The organism is Kitasatospora sp. CM 4170 (assembly GCF_032110285.1).
Classification (GTDB): domain Bacteria; phylum Actinomycetota; class Actinomycetes; order Streptomycetales; family Streptomycetaceae; genus Kitasatospora; species Kitasatospora aburaviensis.
Genome location: NZ_CP134877.1, coordinates 1,985,353 through 2,001,357, shown reverse-complemented (window position 1 = coordinate 2,001,357; position 16,005 = coordinate 1,985,353). Strand labels below are relative to the sequence as shown.

General features: G+C 71.0%; 6 protein-coding genes. 3 read left to right on the top strand and 3 right to left on the bottom strand.

Going from position 1 to position 16,005, the window contains the following annotated elements; all coding sequences use genetic code 11:
- Positions 1-58: 58 nt before the first annotated feature.
- Both RMN57_RS07925 and RMN57_RS07920 read right to left on the bottom strand, forming a co-directional pair.
- On the bottom strand, positions 59-520 hold the full coding sequence (locus RMN57_RS07925) for a hypothetical protein (RefSeq protein ID WP_313762677.1): 462 nt from the start codon (positions 518-520) through the stop codon (positions 59-61).
- A gap of 60 nt (positions 521-580) precedes the next feature.
- Positions 581-7,684, bottom strand: coding sequence for an RHS repeat-associated core domain-containing protein (locus tag RMN57_RS07920; protein ID WP_313762676.1), 7,104 nt, complete (start codon positions 7,682-7,684; stop codon positions 581-583).
- A 485-nt stretch (positions 7,685-8,169) separates the two neighbouring features.
- Between RMN57_RS07920 and RMN57_RS07915 the strand changes: the two genes are divergently transcribed.
- Positions 8,170-12,564 (top strand): LamG-like jellyroll fold domain-containing protein, encoded by a 4,395-nt coding sequence (locus tag RMN57_RS07915; protein ID WP_313762675.1) that lies wholly within the window; start codon positions 8,170-8,172, stop codon positions 12,562-12,564.
- 229 nt (positions 12,565-12,793) lie between these two features.
- Complete coding sequence (locus tag RMN57_RS07910) at positions 12,794-13,687, top strand: CHAD domain-containing protein (protein WP_313762674.1); 894 nt, start codon at positions 12,794-12,796, stop codon at positions 13,685-13,687.
- Between the two features lie 39 nt (positions 13,688-13,726).
- Here RMN57_RS07910 and RMN57_RS07905 read toward each other — a convergent pair whose 3' ends face one another.
- A complete protein-coding gene (locus tag RMN57_RS07905) occupies positions 13,727-14,578 on the bottom strand; it encodes a uracil-DNA glycosylase (protein WP_313762673.1) in 852 nt (283 codons plus the stop codon).
- A gap of 232 nt (positions 14,579-14,810) precedes the next feature.
- On the opposite strand from RMN57_RS07905, the gene RMN57_RS07900 reads away from it, so the two are divergent.
- The gene (locus RMN57_RS07900; protein WP_313762672.1) at positions 14,811-15,914 is read left to right on the top strand and encodes a slipin family protein; all 1,104 of its coding nucleotides are present in this window, start codon (positions 14,811-14,813) and stop codon (positions 15,912-15,914) included.
- Positions 15,915-16,005 lie beyond the last annotated feature (91 nt).

Below are 16,005 nucleotides of genomic sequence, written 5' to 3'. Positions count from 1 at the left end.
TCCGGGATCTCCCCGGCGATCAGCCGGACGGGCCCGGGACGGCTGCCGTAAGGCCAGGTCAGCCGGTTGAGGACTTGCGAAGCAGTTGTTCGTCTCCGCAGGTCTGGTCGGGATCCTCGACCAGGCACAGGTTCATCCCGTCGTCGTCCTTCTGGACGCTCGCGGAGATGCTGCACCCGCGCTGCTCGTCGCTTCCACCATTTCCACTGGGCATCAGGCTGATGGCCGATCCCTTGGGGGCGCTGGTCGTCGCCACACGCGTCTGATCCCCCAGGAGCAGCCACTTCCCGGTGGTGAGGGCCTGGTCGCATCCGCCGTGGAGCGAGACCGCTTTGGTGATCTTCTCCGTGCGGAAGGTCCCTCCCGACTCGATGACGAGATGCGCCCCCTTCTGGTTGGTCCACGTCCCGAGAATGTCGTCCTGGGACGCCTCGAAGGACGATCCGCCGGCCGAGCAGCCGCTGATCAGCAGCCCTGCAAACCCCAGCGTGAATGCAAGCCGGGAAGGTCTAAGGACCATGGTCCTCCGTTCAGAGTGAAACACTGCGCACATCTTGAACTCCCCACATACAGCTCGACCTTACCGTATGTAGGACAGCGAGTTCACGCACCGGTCGATTGGCCAATACTCGTCCCAGGCGAGGCGCTCGTAGACCGACTGCCCCGGAAGTGGCGCCTCGATCCAGTTCTGCCAGGATTCCGGAATGATATGGGTGGCAGAATTCCAACCCGAGGTGTTCCTGATCTCGAAGTGAAGCTTTGCCAGATTGGCCCCGGCGTCGATCTCCTTCACCCATGCGTCTCCGCTGTAGGAGCCCAGGAAGGCAGCAGAAGGGTTGCTGGTCCCCAGCCTCCCATTGGTGATGATGCCCAGTATGTCGAGGACGCCGCCCCTGGGGCTGTTCAACAATGTGCCCGGCTCCGGGCCCGCGTCCTTGTAGCGCACGGGGGCCATATCCATGACGTCCGGCGCTCCTGTCTGGACGCGCGTCATGAGCGTGTTTCGCACCTGGTTCACCACGTCGTGCTTCGCGAGGTCGGTGACCAACTGTGAGTTCCCGCCGAAGGTCTGGGTCCGGCCCAGACCGTTCAGGAACCAGCCGCCCGTCAACTGCAGTGCACTCATGTTGTTGTTGGCCGGCCCGGACCCCTTGTCGATGCCCCACTTGTCCGACCCGGGTGTCCTCGTCCCCTTGGCCCCGGGCAGCGGTGGGACCCCGCCCTTGCCGCTGTAGTTCTGGCATGCCGGGCAGTACGTGCTGAAGGGCGACTGGGCCTGGAGGAAGCGCTTGTACCCGGCCTGCCTAATCGGCGCCTCTGCCTGGATCTGGGCGACGATCTTCTGGTGGTTCGGACCGTCTCCCTCGACCTTGGTTCCGTTGTTCGAGCACCGGTACATGCCGCTTGCGCACTCTTCCAGGGCGAGGCCACTGGGGTCGGCCTTGTTGATCGGATTGTTGTTGCTGTATCCGTAGGCGTTCCACTGCTGCGGATCCTCAGGAGTCATGATCGGGTCCGGGCTGAGGAATCGGCCGGTGGTGGGTTGGTACTGGCGGGCGCCGAGGTTGGTGAAGCCGGTGTTGTCGTCCTTGAGCCCGTTGACGTAGCCCTTGTCGCCGGCCCAGGGGGTGGTGAGGGAGGCGGGGCCGCGGGTGACGCCGAAGGGGTCGGTGGTGCGGCGGGTCTCGGCGAGGGTGTCGTGGTCGATTGAGAGGGAGTTGGTGCCGTGGTGGTCGGCGAACTGGTAGGTGAGCTTGTCCGGGCCCTGGCGGACGAGGGTGATGCCGCCGGGGATGGTGTAGTAGCGGGTGCCGGTGCTGGTCTTGCTGTTGGTGTCGTAGGTGAGTTCGTCGCCGCCGCCGAGGTTGACGGTGATCCTGCCGGGGTTGCGGCGGATCAGCTGGTTGCCGTCGGCGTCGTAGACGTAGCTGGTGGTGGCGCCGCCCTGGGTGAGTGAGGCGAGCTTGCCCTCGACGTCCCAGGTGAGGGTCGCGCCGTTGGCGGCGTCGACGGTGTTCCACGTCGAGGTGCCCCACTTGGCTTGCCAGCCAGGGGCGTAGACCATGAACTTGCCGTCGTCCTGGACGACCGCGAAGTACCCGCTGTTGTTGCCGACCCAGGTCTGGGAGGACCAGAGCGGAACGCGCTGGGGGTCGTAGACGACGAAGTTGCCGTCGTCCTGCATGGTCGCCCAGGCGCCCGGGTGGTCCTGGGTGTTGGTGGCCCACACGGCCTGGCCGGAGCGCAGGGAGGTGAGGACGAGGTTGCCGTCGGCCTGCATGGTGAGCTGGGCGCCGTTGGAGCGCACCGACTCACCGGACTTGAGGGTGAACCCGGCCTTGAGTTCCTTGTTGCCGCCGGGGTTGGTGATCTTGGTGGTGTTGCCGGCGGCGTCGTACTGGTCGCTGCCCTGGGTGCCCGGGCTCCAGCCGAAGGTGTTCTTGGCGGTGGTGAGGGCGTGGGGTCCGCCGGTGCCGCCGCCGGTTCCGGCCGCGGTGGTGGGGGTGTTGCGGGTGCCGGGGGCGGGGAAGGTCTGCTCGGTCTTGAGGTCCTTCGCCACGTCGCCGGCGGGGTCGTGGTTGATCAGCTTGGTGCGGTTGCCCGTCAGGTCGTAGGAGTAGTCCTGCCAGTAGGCGGCGCTGCCGCCGACCGTGGTCTTCGCCGGGGCGAGCGCGCCGCTGGTGGGGGTGGTGTTGGCGCAGGTGCCCTGTCCGGTGAGGGAGGGGGTGGGCTGGTTGAGTCGGCCGGTGTCGCTCCACGCGGTGGTGAGGCGGCCGAGGTGGTCGTAGGTGAAGCACTGCAGGTCGGTGGCCGCGGGGGTGTTGTTGGGGATGGTGCGGATCGCGGTGATCTGGCCGGCCTGGTTGTAGGCGTAGGTGGTGTTCTGGACGGTGCCGTTGGTGGCGGTCTGCTTGTCGATGTACTGGGTCAGCAGACGCCCGGTGGACTCGTCGTAGGTGTTGGTCGCGACGATCTGCCAGCCGAACGGGTTCACCGTCGAGCGGATGTTGCGCCCGTAGGCGTCCCAGTCCGACTGACGCAGATAGACGTCACCCGCTCCACTCATGTCGTGCAGCAGCCCGTAGGCCTCGTACTTGTAGTTGATGGACTCGTCGGCGAGGTTGCCGGCGGCGGCCCGGTACTCGTTGGTCACCGCGCCGGTGATCGGGTCGTAGACGGCCTCGTACTCGAAGGTCTGCTGCCCGCTCTGGCCGATCTCGCTGCCGGGGATGGACACGGTGGTCTTGGTCGGCCGGTAGGCGTCGTCGATCGTGGTGACGGCCTTGGTGTAGGCGGAGCCGGTGGCGCCGCCGACGTAGCGGGTCGAACTCGCGGGCTGGCCCTTGGCGACGGTGTCGTAGGTGTAGCCGGTGAGCTGGTTGCCGGGGGCGACGGTGCCGTTGTAGGTGCCGGTCTTGCGGCCGAGCAGGTCGTAGGTGACGGCGATGGTCTGGTTACGTGCGTCCGTGGTGGTTGCCAGGCGCCCGGCGCCGTCGTAGGTGCGGGTGGAGACGCCGGTGTCGGGGTCGTCAGCGCGGACCTGGCGGCCGCGCTGGTCGTAGCCGTAACTCCAGGAGTTCCCGGCCGCATCCGTACGCGTGGCAGCCTGCCCGCCCGCCGTGTAGGTGTACGTGGTGACCTCGGCGTCGGTCTGCTTGCCGGTCGCGTTCGGGGTGCGGTACTGCCACAGCTGGGCGGTACGGCCACGCGCGTCGGTGACCATGCTGGTCGCGGTCGCCCCGCCGGGCGGGGTCACGTCGACACGGTCCGCGCCTGGATAGGCGGTGGTCGTGGTGTTCTGCAGCACCCCCAGGGCGATGAACTGCGAGCTCACCGGACGGCCCATCCCGTCGAACTCGGTGTAGCTCTGGCCCGGGACCTGCGCCGCGGTCGCGTTGAACCGCACCGCGTTCGGCGCGGAGGTGTCGTCGTAGTAGGTGGCGTAGGCGCGGTTGGTGCGGCCCTGGGAGTCGTAGAAGGTGTCGGTGACCAGCCGCCCGTGGTAGGCGGAGATCGCCGGGTCGGTCTGGGTCTGCACGACCCGGCCCAGGCCGTCCATGATCTGCGTGGAGACGGCGTCCTTCCCACCCGAGCGCAGCGTGCGGCTGGTGACCGCCGAGGGCCTTGCGGTGCCGTCCACGCTGTAGTCGAAGGTGTAGTTGGCACTCTCACTGGTCGCCCGACCCGGCGTCCACACGGCCTTCAGCCGGCCCAGTCCGTCGTAGGACTGGGTGACGGTACGGGCGTTGGGGTCGGTGGTGGTGAGCGGCAGCGCGCGGGCCGGGTTCAGCGTGACCGTGGTGGTGCGCTTGGCGCCCGCGTCCGGCGCACCCGCCGGAGCCGGTGTGCCGGTGACGGTCTGATTCGGCAGCTCACCCGGGTTCGCCGAGCCGTAGCTCGTCGTGGCCGTGGCACCGTTCGGGTTGGCGCTGTCCGTTGACGTCACATCGGTCGCACCGATCGTGCGGCCGTAGCCGTCGTAGGCGGTGGTGCCGGTGGTCACCCACTGGGCATTGGCGCCGTCGTAGCGGTCGAGGACCTGGGCCCCCGTCGCCTCGCCCTTGGCACCGGCGTTGCCGAACGCCTGGCCGTCGTAGAGGGCGCGTGATCCGGAGACGGTGTTGGTGGACGTGGCCGTCACGGTGCAGGCGTTGGCGCCGGAGACGGTCAGGACCTCGGAGACCAGCCCGGTCATCTGCGCGTTGCCGCCGGTGGCATAGGTATTGCGGGTGCAGATGTCGGGTGTGCCGTCGGCGGTGCTCAGTGAACTGACGACCCGATTGCCGTGGTCCTTGTCGGTGGTGGTCACCGTGGACGTCGAACGGGTGCCGGTGGTGGTCTTCGCGGTGCTCACGCTGGTCGAGGTGGTGGCCGCGTAGCGGGCCACCAGGTCCGGCAGGCCGGTGCGCTTGTGCGTGGCCGTGTCGGACGGTCCGCTGCTGGTGTTGACCGTCCACGACTCCGGCGAGGTGGCGTCCGCGTCGGCGTAGACATCGGACTCCAGCACCCGGCCGGACAGCCAGTCCGAGTCGGTCTTGGCACCGCTGGTCGGACCGGAAACCGTCAGGGAACGCTTGCTGCCGTCCGCCTTCAGGTCCCCGTCCATGCCCTGGTAGTAGCTGGTCGAGGTCTTGGACTTCTTGCCGTCCTGACCCGAACCGGTAACCGCGGTAACCTTCGCGAAGCCGCGGAACTGGTCCCAGGTCCGGGACTTGTCGTCCACCAGCGCGCCGTCGTTGCGGTGCCAGGCGGCATCGCCGTACTCGTAGGCGGTGGTCTTCGTCAGCGCGCCCGTGATCAGGTTGGAGTTCGGGTCCACCGTCACCGAGGCGACCGGGTAGCGCAGGAACCAGTCGTCCACCATCGCCGCCACACCCGTGTCGTACCACTTCACGTTGTAGCAGGCCATGGTGTTGCTGTCGGCGGAGGCCGGCATCTTCCCCGTCGTGCGCTGGCAGGAGTTCTGCTTGTACTCCACGCCGATCGTGCCACCGGTCTCGGTGGTGATCAGCTCCATGCGCGGCCGGTTGTAGCGCGGCCGGGCCGGCACCAGACCGTCCACCCGGTTGGGCAGCAGCAGGTCGGCGAACGTGACCGCCGGCAGCTCCTGCTCACTCTGGCCGTTGAACGTGTCCTTGCCGAACCGCTTCACCGTCTGCAGCCACGGGATCTGCGTGTTCTCACCCGAGTTGGACGGAGACTTGAACACGTGGGTGAGCTCGTAGCGGTCCACCGGACGGTAGGAACCGCCCGAACGGATCGAGGTGGTGATGGAGTTCAGCCACTGCGTCGACCAGTAGCTCGGCCCGTAGTTCGAGCACGTGCCCTGCTGCGCGCACTGCTTGTCCAGCGGAACGTCCGGCCAGTTCGAAGCATTGGCCGCCGTACGCTGCACGGGCGCGCAGGCCGCCTCGCCTGCCACGCACCGCTCACCGATGCCGAAGTCGACCTTCGACGCCGCCTGGTAGGCGCCATTGGCACCCAGCTGGTCGGAGAGCAGCTGGCCGTAGCCGATCGAGGCGAGCGTGCCGCCGCGGGTGTACTCGGTGTTCGTGCCCGAGCCGCGGTTCTGACCGCCGCCACGCGCGTACCAGTTGGTCTCCGGCGCATACGCGTAGGTGGTCAGGTTGTTGTGGACGTCCACGACGTAGTCGAGGTTCCAGCGCCACGCCGTCTGGCACCACGAGCCCTTGCCCTTGGCCGCGTCGTAGCACGGGTCACCCGCGTTCGGCGAGTACACCGGCACCGTCCACACCGACTTCGACTCCGGACCGACCGTGGTCGGGGCGCCGGCGGCGGAGGGCAGGTGGTTCAGACCGAAGTAGTAGACCGTGCCGGCGGTGTCGGTCACCTTCAGGTACGAGTCGTTCCAGGTGCCGTTCGTGGCACCGGTCAAGAACTCGACCTTGGTGCCGTCGTCGTTCTTCAACCGCCACGTGCACTTGGACTGCTCGTCCTTGGCATTACCGGACACGCAGGAGGCGTCGTGCGGGACCAGCTCGCCGGAGTGGCCGCCCAGTGACAGGGTCAGGTTCGCCCCGCCCCAGCACTGGTCACCCGAACCCGCGATCCCCGCCTTGTCACACGGCTTGTAGGAGCGCTCCACGAACCCGGAGTTCAGGTCCCAGCCGTCACCGATCCAGGAAGCCTGAGAGTTGGTGGACGACGTCCGGCCGTCCACCGACGCCGAGTCATAGCCCAGCGCGACCTGCGGCGCGGAACCGCCCAGCGTCGGCGGGGACTGGATCGGATAGCTGTAGGTGAACGACCCGGACGAGCTGCCCGCCGTCCACGCCTGACTCGGCGACAACGACGTCGCCGAGTACGTGCCCAGACCACTGGACGGGGTACCCTCGGCCGCCAGCACCATCGGCGCCGAAGCCCCGGCGGCGAACCCGCCCGACGGCGCAAGGTCAGCCGACTTGGCGTCCGCCTGCTGGCCCTTCGTCAATGCCGCATCCACCGCGGGCAGGTCGATGTCCGCGACGAGCCGCTTCGCCCGCGCGTCGTAGTGCGAGGGTACGGGCGTGCGCTCCAGGCAGCCCGCCACCTCCGGCGTGGTCAGCGAACACGCGGGAAGCGAGACGAGCCGCGCCCGCTGCGCGAAGTCACCACCGAAGCCGACACCCGACAGATCCAGGCCCACCCGGACCTTCGCCGCATCCGCCTGCTCGTTCCGGGCCAGCGACACCAGCGCACCCTGCACACCCGCCGCCGAAGCCACCTTCGCATCCGCCACGCTCACCTTCACCGGCGGATTGGCCGGGGCGGCATCGGCGGCCGGTGCGCCAGCCGCCTTAGCCCCGCCGTCCGGCGCGACCGGAGCCAGCCACACCGGCAGCTCACCGGCCTGCTTCGACGCCCCCGCCGCCGGCTCCCGCACCTCGACGCCGTCCGCGCCCTTGCGGACCGCCTGCGCGCCCGCCGACGGCGCCGCGTCCAGCAGCGCGACCGCCGAACCCGCAGCCACCTTCGCCGCGGCCTTCGGCGGCACCCAGTCCGGCGAACCCTTCTTCGCCGGAACCGACTTCGGCTTCTCCGCCGAACCCGCCACCGACGGCGTCTTCGGCAGCGGCGTGTTCGGCGGCGACCACACCTTGTCCTTGTTCTTGTCCGCCACCGGCGCAGCCAACGCCGGCGCGACCGGCGCCACCAGAGCACCGAGCAGCGCCAGCGCACTCACAAAAGCAACACGAGAGCTTCTCGACGCTGGCGGTGGCGCCCCCCTCCCCGCTGACCACGGCAAACGGGCACGACGAACAGGCACTGTTACCCCCACGGATGCTGACGGCGCCTCAATTTAGGCGCAGGTGTTCGACTGTGGCGGAGAGTAGGCCTTCGAACACGATCGGGTCGAGCGAATTGTCGATCTATCTCCCCGGTGACAGACATCACACGGCGGCCAAACCGGTTCGCCTGCCATCAAATCGGACGTCTGTACGAACTAAATGAATTGACGAACCGTCGGCTGGTCCGGCAGCTTGCCTTGCGACCTCTGCTCCAGATCTCCACAGATCGCCCGTGAGCAGCCACTTCACCATTGCGTGGGGGACTTCACCAATGTCTGCAGCTCCGCCCGGGGGCCGCTCCGGCGCGCGCCGCCGTTCGAGAATTCCGTCGCCGCGCGCATCCGCTACGGCCGTCGGGCTCGTCCTGGCCCTGACCTCCGTGGCGCCCGTCGCGTTCGCCGACTCCGTGCCCGCCGCCAAGCAGTCCGGCGCCGCCGTCCCGCCGAGCCTCGCCGCCACCATGGCCGCCGCCGATGCCAAGCGGGCCAAGGACAAGCCCGCTGTCACCGCGGCTGACAAAGCCATCGCCCAGGCCAAGGCGACCAAGAAGCCGGTCCCCGTGCCGGAGCTGACGGACGAGTTCAGCGAGACGGTGGCCACCCCCGAGGGGCACCTCTCCCGCACTCAGCACCCTGACCAGCAGCGTGCCAAGCAGCAGGACGGCACCTGGGCCACCCTGGACGCCACGCTCGTCGCCGACCCGGCCGGCGGCTTCCGGCCGCGCAACGCCGCTTCCGGCGTCCACCTCTCCGGTGGCGGCAGCGGGCCGCTCGGCACCCTGACCAGCGCCGACGGCGAGACCCTCGCGATCGACTCGCCGTTCCCGCTCACCAAGCCGACCCTCGACGAGGACGGCGACGGACTGGTCTACCCGGAGGTCGCGCCCGGCATCGACCTGAAGGTCACCGCCGACAAGTCCGGCGGCCTCAGCACCGTCCTGATCGTCAAGACGGCCGAGGCGGCCAAGAATCCGAAGCTCAAGAAGGTCCGCTTCGGCACCAGCGGCAAGGGCGTGTCGGTCAAGGCCGACGCAGCGGGCAACCTCACCGCCACCACCAAGGACGGCGCGACCCGCTGGCACGCCCCGACCCCGCAGATGTGGGACAGCTCCGCAGGCACCGTCACCCCAGCGTCCCCGGCCGAAAAGGGCGCCAAGGCCGCGCCGGCGGCCCCCGCCGGTCCGGACGGTGGCGCGCCGACCGCGGCCGCCCCAGCGAAGTCGGGCAAGGTCAGCACTGCCGACGGCCCCGCCGCGGGGGCCAAGGTCGCCACCATGCCCACCACCACCACCGGTGACGCGATCGAGCTGACCACCGACGACTCGGTGCTCGGCAAGGGCCAGGGCCCCTGGTTCATCGACCCGGGCTGGATCCCCGACCGCCGCGAGGGCAATGCCTGGACCTGGACCCAGTCGGCCTACCCGGGCACGTCCCGCTTCGGGCAGACCACCGCCACCAACGGGCAGTACGCCCGCCCCGGTGTCGGCTACCAGGGCTACCTGACCGACAAGGGCGTCGAGCGGTCCTACTTCCAGTTCGACACCCGCGGCTACGGCGGGACCGTCGTCAACAAGGCCACCCTGACGGCCTGGGAGTACGAGTCCTCGAACTTCTCGTGCACCGACAAGTACTGGCTGGACCTCTACCTGACCGGTCCGATCAGCAACGAGACCACCTGGAGCAAGCCGCCGGGCGTGGTCGGCGGCGGGCGGATCGGTGAGGCGCAGGTGGCCGGCTCCGGCGGCCAGGGCTGCCACGACAACGTGCCGTTCAGCTACGACATCACCTCTACCTTCCGGGACTACGCGCCGTCCCGTGACACCCTCACGTTCGGGGTGTTCGCCCGGGACGAGGTCAACCGGCTGGGCTTCAAGCGGCTCGACTACCGCCCGGTGATCACCGTCGAGTACGACCGCGTCCCCGACACCCCCACCAACCAGGCCGCCTGGCCGGCCCCGGCTACGGCGGTTCCGTGGGCGGAGAACCAGGGCTGTGACGGTTCCTCGCTGGCCTGGATGAGCGCGGGCAGCAACTTCAACGGCGCGGTCACCCTCAACGCGACCGTGCACAGCCCCGTGCAGAACAGCCTCTACTCCTGGACGCACATCTGGGACTACACCCTGCCGGGCGTCCCCGACGTCGACTCCGGCTTCTCCGGCGAGGTCGGCAACGGCGGCAACGCGGCCTTCGGTGTCCGCGGCGACGTGATCAAGGACGGCCACGTCTACGGCTGGAGCGCGCACGCCACCGACAAGCTGATCGGGATGTCCGACTCGACTCCGACCTGCCGTTTCGGCGTCGACCTGACGCCGCCGAGCATCTCCGTCCCGGACGTCTACAGCACGCTCTCGGACGCCGAACTGGCCGACCGCTTCCCGCCGTCGGGCAACGGACAGGCCACCAAGAAGCGCGCCGGCGAGTGGGGCATCGTCCCCTTCACCGCGGTCGACAACGCCCCCGACGGCGGCACTCCCTCCGGTGTGATGTGCGCCCGCTTCGCCTGGGAGCCCCAGTTCGCCGGCGTCGACTGGCAGTGCGGCAGCAGCCTGTCGCAGGGCGGCATCGGCATCTACGCCGGCCGCTGGGGCACCAACATCGGTTACATCCAGGTGATGGACAACGCCCGCAATGTCTCGCCGGTGGCGCAGTACGCGTTCTACGTGCCGTGGAACCCGGACGGCCCGCCGCCGGTCTTCGGCGACGTGACCGGTGACAGCGCACCCGACATCGTGACGCCCGACCAGGCCGGCGACCTCCGCGCCTACACCGTGCCCGGCAACCCGCAGGCGAAGAGCCCGGCGGTCTCCCTGGTCGCCAAGCGCGAGGACTCGCCGACCGGCCAGGGCTGGGGCGACATCCAGTTCGCCCACCGCGGCACGTTCACCGGCGGCAACAACATCGACGACATCGTCGCCCACGCCCCCGGGGACAAGAACCTCTGGCTCTACGGAAACCCCGGTAACACCGGCTACTACGGCCGCGTCGACTCCAGGACCCTCCTCGCCAAGCCGAAGTGCGCCACGACGGCCACCGAGGACTGCTCCTGGCGGACCGCGGCCGACTACAACGCCACCGACTGGTCCAGGACCCTGCGTGTGGCCTCGCTCGGCGACCCGGTCAGCACCGACCTCGACTACAAGCTGCAGTTCAAGAACAAGAGCGGCCTGCTCACCGTCGAGAGCACCAACAACGGCACCGACGCCGCGCTCTGGTACTACCCGGCGACCGCCGGCAACGTCCTCGGCAAGCCCGTCCGCCTGGCTGCCTCCGGCTGGAAGGACAAGGAGCTCATCACTCCCGGCGACTGGGCCAAGCAGGGCCACCCCGGCCTCTGGAGCCGCAACCTGGAGGCGGCCGCGGACGGGGCCAAGGGCGATCTCCTCGCCCACACCTTCACCACCGGCACGGTGCCCGCGACCGACGGCAACGGGCGTCCGATGGTCGACGCGACGGGCCGGCCCGTCACGGTGCCGACCCTGACCGGGATCGCCACCGCGACGAAGATCGGTGGCGTGCCGGTCGACGGCTGGCCGACGATGGGCTCCGACGGCGACCTCACCGGCAAGGGCTTCCCGACCCTGTGGGGCAAGGGCGGCGACGGCCGGGTCGACATCTGGTGGGGCGAGACTGCCAACCCCGGCACCGCCAACGCCGGCTTCACCTGGCAGGTCGGGCCGCAGACGGTCGCCAACACCGGGGTGAACCCGCTCTGGTACGCGCTCGACGCCCAGAACAAGGCGGACTCCAACTACGCCGATCCCGCCAGGCCGAGTGCGAAGCCGGAGAACCCGCTCTACCCGAACGCGTTCACCCGCACCGCCGACCACAACGGCGCGGCCGACCGGGCGACCGTCTTCGACGGCTCGTCCACCTTCTACCGCTCCACCAACCAGGCCAACATCGACACCACCCAGAGCTACACCGTCGCGGCCTGGGTCAAGCTCAACAACCGGAACGGCTACCAGAACGTCGTCACCCTGACCGGTGCCGAGCGCAGCCCGTTCTACCTGCAGTACTCGGCCGCGTTCGGCAAGTGGGCGCTCGTCCTGCCGCACGAGGACTACCTCAACACCGGTGCCTACTACAGCGCGGTGGACGACCACGAGCCGGACCTCGGCGTCTGGACCCACCTGGTGGGCACCTACAACGCCCAGGCCGGGACGATCACGCTCTACGTCAACGGGCGGGCCACCGGCTCGGCCCAGGTGCCCAACACCTGGAAGGCCACCGGCAGCCTGAACATCGGCGGTGCGGTCACCTCCCGGTTCACGACGCCGGAGGGTCTGCTGAACGGCGCGATCGGCGACGTCCGGGTCTACCCGTACGCGTTCACCGAGACGCAGGCCAACGCGCTGGCCACCACGGGTTCGCGGGTCCAGCTCCACAGCTCGTACAACCCCGGCAAGTGCATCGACGACTGGGGCGGCGCCGTGGGTGCCCTGGTGGCCGTCCACGACTGCTGGAACGGCGACTCGCAGCACTTCACGCTGACCACCGACAGCAGGATCAAGGTCCGCGGGGACGACAACCGGTGCCTCGGCATCGCCGACAAGCCCGCCCAGTGGGGCTCGAAGGTCCAGATCCAGGCCTGCAGCGGCAGCGACCCGGGCCAGATCTGGGTGCGGCGCTTCGACGGCGCGCTCTACAACCCGGGGGCCAACAGCTGCCTGGAACTCCCCGGGTGGAACACCGCGAACGGCACCGCCCTCGGGATCTGGGAGTGCAACGCCAACCCGAACCAGCGCTGGTTCGCCCGGGCGCAGCTGCCGTCCTGACCGCTCGGCGCCGATCCGGGTGAGACCGGGCCGGCGCCGACCGCAGCACCACCGTGGCCTCCTCCGAGCACCCGCTCGGGGGAGGCCACGGCCGTTCGTGCCGGGTGGTCGTGTGCCGGCCGGGTGTCCCCGGGGCGGTCTTATGCCGGGAACGGGGGGAGGACCTAGCCTGGAAGGCGTTCCGGCGGCCCCGAGGCAGTCCCGGCGGCCCCGAGGAAGGGGTGAGCGCGTGGGTGCGCAGAACCGCAGCCGCACGGTCGGTGCGGCGGTGCTCGACCGGATCGGGACGCAGGCCGCCGTACTGGACGCACTGGACGAGGCGGTGCGGGTGGACGAGCCGGACGCCGTGCACCGGATGCGGGTGGCGTGTCGGCGGCTGCGCAGTGCGCTGCGGACCTTCCGGCGGGTGTTCGCGGCGGGGGCCACCGACGAGCTGGTGACCGAGCTGCGGTGGCTGGGGGCTGCGCTCGGGCGGGCGCGGGACCGTGAGGTGCTCGGCGAGCGGCTGGTGGCGCAGGCACGGGAGCTGCCGGCGGCCTGCGGACCCGACCGGGTGGCGGGGGAGCTGGAGCGGTGGTCGGCGGAGGAGTACCGGCGGGTGTGGCCGGAGGTGGTCGCGGCGCTGGACAGCCCGCGGCGGCGCGCGCTCGGGGACGGCCTCGCCGCGCTGCTGGCCGACCCGCCGCTGCGCGGCCGGGCCGGGCGGCCGGCCGGGCCGGAGCTGGCCCGGATCGCCGCGCGCGAGCAGCGCCGGACGGCGGAGCGGGTGCGGGCGGCACTGGCGGAGGGTCCGGCGGACGGGCCCGCGCAGGACCGGGCGCTGCACGAGGCGCGGAAGGCGGCGAAGCGGGCCCGGTACGCCGGGGAGACGGCGGTGCCGGCGGTCGGCCGGAGGGCCGAGCGGTACGTCGAACGGATGAAGGCGGTCCAGGAGGTGCTCGGGGAGCACCAGGACGCCGTGGTGGCGGAGGCCGCGCTGCGGGAGCAGGCGGAGGGTTCGGGCGAGGCGTTCGGGTACGGCGTGCTGTACGCGTGGCAGCTGGCGGCGGGCGCGGCGGCGCGGCGGGAGCTGCCGGCGGTCTGGGCGGGGGCGTCGGGCCGGAAGCTGGCGCGGTTCGGCTGAGGGGACGCCGGGGAGCGCCGGCGCGGGCTGCCGCCGGCGTCACTCCTCGGCGGGGGCGGGGCCGGTCGGCTGCAGCCCGGCCGAGCGGGCGGCTGTGCGGAGCAGGTCGTGCAGCATGGCGGTGGTCAGTCGGCCGGTGTTCGTGTTGCGCGGGCTGACGTGGTAGCACCCGTAGAGCTCCAGCGGCGGGCCGCCGTCGGCGGCGGGCAGGACGACGTGGGCGCCGTGCCCGAACGCCGGCCGGGGGCGCGGCGGCTCCCATCCGGCCGCGGCGAGCACCGGGAGCACGGCCTGCCAGGCGAACCCGCCGAGGGCGACCACCGTCCGGACGGTGGGGCGCATGAGTTCCAGCTCGCGGACGATCCAGGGGCGGCAGGTGTCGCGTTCGGCGGTGGTCGGCCGGTTGTCGGGCGGCGCGCAGCGCACCGGATCGGTGATCCGGACGCCGTGCAGCTGCAGCCCGTCGCCGTGGCGGACGGACTCGGGGCGGTTGGCGAGCCCGAGGTGGTGCAGCGCGGCGTAGAGCAGGTCGCCGGAGGGGTCGCCGGTGAAGATCCGGCCGGTGCGGTTGGCGCCGTGGGCGGCGGGGGCCAGGCCGACCAGGACGAGCGGGGCGTCCGGCGGGCCGAAGCCGGGGATCGGGCGGGCCCAGTAGTCCCAGTCCAGGTAGGCGCGGCGCTTGGTGCGGGCGGCCTCCTCGCGCCAGGCGACCAGCCGCGGGCAGGCGCGGCAGCCGGTGACCACGCGGTCCAGCGCGGTGAGCCCGCCGGCCCGGGCGGCGGCCGCGGCCGGGTGACGGGGGTCGCCCGGGTCGGCGGCGGCGTCGGCGATGCGGCCGGCGGCCGGGCCGGGGCTGCGGCCGGGGGCGAGGCCGTGATCGGCGGGCTGCATGGCTCGATCGTAGGCCTGGCCTGATCGGTTTCCGGGCGTCCGGGCGGGGTACGCGCGGCGCGTCCGGCGCCCGTCCCGGCGCCTCGCCGCCGGGCCCGCCCCGGGCGCCCGGCCCGGCGCGCGTCCCGGTGCTGCGCCCGCAGGCGTAGCGTGGAAGGTGCTGCTCCGGCGGCCCCCGGCAGGGCCGGGACGGCGACGGCCGGGACTTGCCGGTGCCCGCGAGGAGGCCGTGATGGTCGTCGATATCGTGGTGGGGGTCATTGTCGGAGTGCTGCTGGTCGGCGCGGTGGTGGCCGGTCTGAGCGTCCGGGTCGTGCAGCAGTTCCAGCGCGGCGTGGTGTTCCGGTTCGGCCGCGTGCGGGACGAGATCCGGCAGCCGGGTCTGGTGGCGCTGATGCCGGTGGCCGACCGGTTGCGAAAGGTGAACGTGCAGATCGTGACGTTGCCGATCCCCGCGCAGGAGGGCATCACCCGCGACAACGTGACCGTGCGGGTGGACGCGGTGGTCTACTTCCGGGTGGTCGACCCGGTGAAGGCGACCGTCAACGTGCAGGACTACAAGTTCGCGATCTCCCAGGTCGCGCAGACCTCGCTGCGGTCGATCATCGGCAAGAGCGAGCTGGACGACCTGCTGGCCAACCGCGAACCGATCAACCAGGGACTGGAGTTGATGATCGACAGTCCGGCGCTGGGCTGGGGCATCGAGATCGACCGGGTGGAGATCAAGGACGTCGCCCTGCCGGAGTCGATGAAGCGCTCGATGTCGCGGCAGGCGGAGGCCGAGCGGGAACGGCGGGCGCGGATCATCACGGCGGACGGCGAGTACCAGGCCTCCGCGCGGCTGTCGGAGGCGGCGGCGGTGATGAGCGAGACCCCGGCGGCGCTGCAACTGCGGTTGCTGCAGACCGTGGTGGAGGTGGCGGCGGAGAAGAACTCGACGCTGGTGCTGCCGTTCCCGGTCGAGCTGCTGCGGTTCCTGGACAGCGCGGCCGAGGCGCAGCAGCGGCGGCCGGGACCGGTGGACGCCGCGGCGGACGGCGCGGCGGACGGCGCGGGGGAGCCGGCCGGGGCCGCCGCGGGCGAGCCGGAGCTGCCGCGGGTCGAGCAACTCGAACTTCCGCCACTGGAGGAGCTGTTGGATCGTTCGCCACTGGACCCGCAGCCCGACCGGGCCGGCGGGCCCCCGGCCGGTCAGCCGTCCGAGCGCTCGGTGGACGGGTCGGTGAACGGGGCGACGGGCGCGGCCCGCGTACCGGACGGGCCCGGCGAACGGGCCTCGGGTGAACGGGCCTCGGGCGAACGGGACCGGGAGGAGCGGCCCGCCGGGGAGGCGTGACCGGGACCGGCGCCCGATCCCGGCGGCCGTCCCTGCGGCCGGAGCCCCGGAGCCCGGTGGCGAGGCCTGCGGGGCCGGACCAGGATGGAGT

What these genes read in the sequence shown, in the direction of transcription:
- RMN57_RS07900 (WP_313762672.1), top strand. Translation starts at nt 14,811, where the DNA reads ATGGTCGTCGATATCGTGGTGGGGGTCATTGTCGGAGTGCTGCTGGTC.
- RMN57_RS07905 (WP_313762673.1), bottom strand. Translation starts at nt 14,578, where the DNA reads ATGCAGCCCGCCGATCACGGCCTCGCCCCCGGCCGCAGCCCCGGCCCG.
- RMN57_RS07925 (WP_313762677.1), bottom strand. Translation starts at nt 520, where the DNA reads ATGGTCCTTAGACCTTCCCGGCTTGCATTCACGCTGGGGTTTGCAGGG.